The organism is Melaminivora alkalimesophila, assembly GCF_000282995.1.
GTDB classification, from domain to species: domain Bacteria; phylum Pseudomonadota; class Gammaproteobacteria; order Burkholderiales; family Burkholderiaceae_C; genus Melaminivora; species Melaminivora alkalimesophila.
The window spans coordinates 1-3705 of sequence record NZ_ALEE01000335.1; the positions used below are offsets into that span (position 1 = coordinate 1).

The following is a 3705-nucleotide window of genomic DNA, read 5'->3' on the forward strand; positions in this document are numbered from 1 at the left end:
TGGCGCCCAGCCCGAGCAGCCGCAGGCTCACGCTCCCTCCCGCCCGCCGTCCAGCGCCCGGGGGTTGAGCCGGTAGCCGGCGCCGCGCACCGTCTCCACCAGCGCCGCCGCCCCGCCCAGCGCCTCGCGCAGGCGCTTGATGTGCACGTCCACCGTGCGCTCCTCGATGAACACATGGTCGCCCCAGACCCTGTCGAGCAGCTGCGCGCGGCTGTGCACGCGCTCGGGGTGCGCCATCAGGTAACGCAGCAGCCGGAACTCGGTGGGTCCGAGCCGCAATTCCGTGCCCTGCCAGCGCGCACGGTGCGCCGCGCCGTCGAGCGCCAGCCCGCCCACCACGAGCTGGTCGGCCACTTGCTCAGGCGCGCGCCGGCGCAGCACCGCCCGAATGCGCGCGAGCAGTTCCTGGCCGGAAAAGGGCTTGGTGACGTAGTCGTCGGCACCCGCGTCCAGCCCCGCCACCTTGTCGGGCTCGTCGCCGCGCGCCGTCAGCATCAGGATCGGCACCCCCCGCGTGCGCGCATCGGCGCGCCAGCGCCGCGCCAGCTGCAGTCCGCTCGCGCCCGGCAGCATCCAGTCGAGCAGGATCACGTCGGGCAGCACGGCGTCCAGCTCGCGCTGGGCGGCCTCGCCATCCTCGGCCCACACGGGCGCGAAACCGTTGTGGCGCAGGTTCAGGGCGATCAGCTCGGCGATCGGCGGCTCGTCCTCGACGATCAGCACGCGGGGCAGTTTCTTCATGGGGGTGCGCGGTCCGGGAAGGATTCTGGTGCCATCTCAACCGAGTTCGGACTCGATCTGCTGCAGCGTCTGGTGGCGCACGTCGCGGCCCTCCACCAGGTAGATGATGAGCTCGGCCACGTTCTTGGAATGGTCGCCGATGCGCTCGATGGCCTTGGCCAGGAACAGCAGATCCAGGCTGGGCGAGATCTTGCGCGGGTCCTCCATCATGTAGGTGACCAGCTTGCGCACGAAGCCGTCGAACTCCTCGTCGATCAGGTCGTCCTCCTTCAGGATGGCCAGCGCGGCGCGGGTGTCCAGCCGGGCGAAGGCGTCCAGCGCCTTGCGCAGCAGGCCCGAGGCCAGGTCGGCCGCCATGCGCAGGTCTCCCGTGGGCAGCGCACGCGCCGCGCCGCTGTCGATGATCGAGCGGCACATGCGCGCCATGCGCGTCGCCTCGTCGCCCATGCGCTCGAGGTTGGCCGTCGCTTTGGAGAAGGCGATCAGCAGGCGCAGGTCGCGCGCCGTGGGCTGGCGCCGGGCAATGATGGTGGACAGCTCGCGGTCGATCTCCACCTCCAGCGCATTCACGCGCCGCTCGACGGCCTCGACCTGCTCCGCCGCCTCCACGCTGAATTGCGCCAGCGCCTCGATGGCGTGGCGGATCTGCGCCTCCACCAGCCCGCCCAGCTCCATGACGCGGGCAGAGATGCCGTTGAGTTCGCTGTCGAACTGGCTCGACAGGTGCTTGGCCTCGCTCATCCGAACCTCCCGGTGATGTAGTCCTCGGTTTCCTTGCGCTGGGGCTTGAAGAACATGGCCTCGGTTTCGCCGAATTCCACCAGGTCGCCCAGGTACATGTAGGCCGTGTAGTCGCTGCAGCGCGCGGCCTGCTGCATGTTGTGCGTAACGATGACCACCGTGTAGTCGTTCTTCAGCTCGGCGATCAGCTCCTCGATCTTGGCCGTGGAGATCGGGTCCAGCGCCGAGCAGGGCTCGTCCAGCAGCAGCACCTCGGGCTTGATGGCGATGCCGCGGGCGATGCACAGGCGCTGCTGCTGCCCGCCCGAGAGGCTGGCGCCGCTTTGCGTGAGCTTGTCCTTGACCTCGCCCCACAGCGCGGCCTTGCGCAGCGCCCACTCCACGCGCTCGTCCATGTCCGCGGCGGACAGGTTCTCGAAGAGCTTCACGCCGAAGGCGATGTTGTCGTAGATGGACATCGGAAACGGCGTGGGCTTCTGGAACACCATGCCCACCTTGGCGCGGATCAGCGCCACGTCGTCCTTGGACGTGAGCAGGTCCTGTCCGTCCAGCAGGATCTGGCCCTCGGCGCGCTGCTCCGGGTACAACTCGAACATGCGGTTGAAGGTGCGCAAGAGCGTGGACTTGCCGCAGCCCGAAGGCCCGATGAAGGCCGTGACCTTGTGCTCGGGGATCTCCAAGTTGATGTTCTTCAGCGCGTGGAAGCGTCCGTAGTAGAAGTTCAGGTCGCGCACGGTGAGCTTGGCGCGTGCAGGCTCGGCGGTCCGTGGGAATTGCATGGAGGTCTCTCGCTTGCGAAAACGGGGGTTCGTCACTTCTGGCGCGCCAGCACGCGCGCCAGGATGTTGAGCGCCAGCACAGCCAGCGTGATCAGGAAGACGCCGGCCCAGGCCAGCTGCTGCCAGTTCTCGTAGGGGCTCATGGCGAACTTGAAGATGGTCACCGGCAGGCTGGCCATGGGCTTGGACAGGTCGCCGTTCCAGAACTGGTTGTTCAGCGCGGTGAACAGCAGCGGCGCTGTCTCGCCCGCGATGCGCGCCACGGCCAGCAGCACGCCGGTGACGACCCCGGCGCGCGCCGCGCGCAGCGTGACCATGGTGATGACCTTCCACTTGGGCGTGCCCAGGGCATAGGCCGCCTCGCGCAGGCTGGCGGGCACCAGGGCCAGCATGTTCTCGGTGGTGCGGATGACCACGGGAATGACGATCAGCGCCAGCGCCATGATGCCGGCCCAGGCCGAGAAGCTCTTGAAGCGCGCCACCACCACGGCATAGACGAACAGGCCGATCACGATGCTGGGCGCCGACAGCAGGATGTCGTTGACGAAGCGCGTGGTGCTGGCCAGCCAGCTGCGCGTGTCGTACTCGGCCAGGTAGACGCCGGCCATGATGCCGATGGGCGTGCCCACGAAGGTGGCCAGCAGCACCATGACGAAGGAGCCGAAGATGGCGTTGGCGATGCCGCCCGCCTCGTTGGGCGGCGGCGTCATCTGCGTGAACAGCGCCACGCTCAGGCCGCCCAGGCCCAGGCGCAGGGTCTCCCACAGGATCCAGACCAGCCAGAACACGCCGAACGCCATCGCCAGCAGCGACAGCGTGAGGGCAATGCGGTTGAGCTGCTTGCGCGCGGCGTAGCGCTGCGCGCGCACCTGCGCCAGTTCGGCGGCAGCGATCAGCTTGCGGGAGGTGCTCATGTGCGTGCCCCTTCGCCCTTCTTCAGGCGCGCCAGCAGCAGCTTGGACAGCGACAGGACGATGAAGGTGATGAAGAACAGCACCAGGCCCAGGTAGATCAGCGACGCCTGGTGCAGCCCCTCGCCCGCCTCGGCGAACTCGTTGGCCAGGGCCGAGGTGATGCTGTTGGCCGCGTCGAACACCGACAGCGAGTTGAGCTGGTTCATGTTGCCGATCACGAAGGTGACGGCCATGGTCTCGCCCAGGGCGCGCCCCAGGCCCAGCATGATGCCGCCCAGCACGCCCGCCTTGGTGTAGGGCAGCACGACCTTCCAGACGACTTCCCAGGTCGTGGCGCCCAGGCCGTAGGCGGACTCTTTCAGCAGCGCGGGCGTGACCTCGAACACGTCGCGCATGACCGAGGCGATGAACGGAATGATCATGATCGCCAGGATGATCCCGGCCGAGAGAATGCCGATGCCCACCGGCGGCCCGGACACGAACGCGCCCAGGTAGGGCACGCCCGCCAGCAGCGACTGCAGCGGCTGGTG

At 68.3% G+C, this 3705-nt stretch carries 5 protein-coding genes; all 5 read right to left on the bottom strand.

Annotation, left to right across the window (positions count from 1 at the left end; translation table 11 throughout):
• Positions 1–27: 27 nt before the first annotated feature.
• Positions 28–741, bottom strand: a complete 714-nt coding sequence (phoB, locus tag A612_RS06210; RefSeq protein ID WP_019373648.1) for a phosphate regulon transcriptional regulator PhoB — start codon at positions 739–741, stop codon at positions 28–30.
• A gap of 36 nt (positions 742–777) precedes the next feature.
• Positions 778–1482 carry a phosphate signaling complex protein PhoU gene (gene phoU / locus A612_RS06215; RefSeq protein ID WP_019373649.1) on the bottom strand — a complete coding sequence of 235 codons (705 nt, stop codon included), beginning with the start codon at positions 1480–1482 and terminating at the stop codon, positions 778–780.
• Complete coding sequence (gene pstB / locus A612_RS06220; RefSeq protein WP_019373650.1) at positions 1479–2261, bottom strand: phosphate ABC transporter ATP-binding protein PstB; 783 nt, start codon at positions 2259–2261, stop codon at positions 1479–1481. Before pstB ends, phoU begins: the two co-directional genes overlap by 4 nt.
• Positions 2262–2293: 32 nt before the next feature.
• A complete protein-coding gene (gene pstA / locus A612_RS06225; protein WP_019373651.1) occupies positions 2294–3175 on the bottom strand; it encodes a phosphate ABC transporter permease PstA in 882 nt (293 codons plus the stop codon).
• A partial coding sequence (locus tag A612_RS06230) for an ABC transporter permease subunit (protein WP_019373652.1) occupies positions 3172–3705 on the bottom strand: 534 nt, incomplete at its 5' end. The genes A612_RS06230 and pstA, both read right to left, overlap by 4 nt.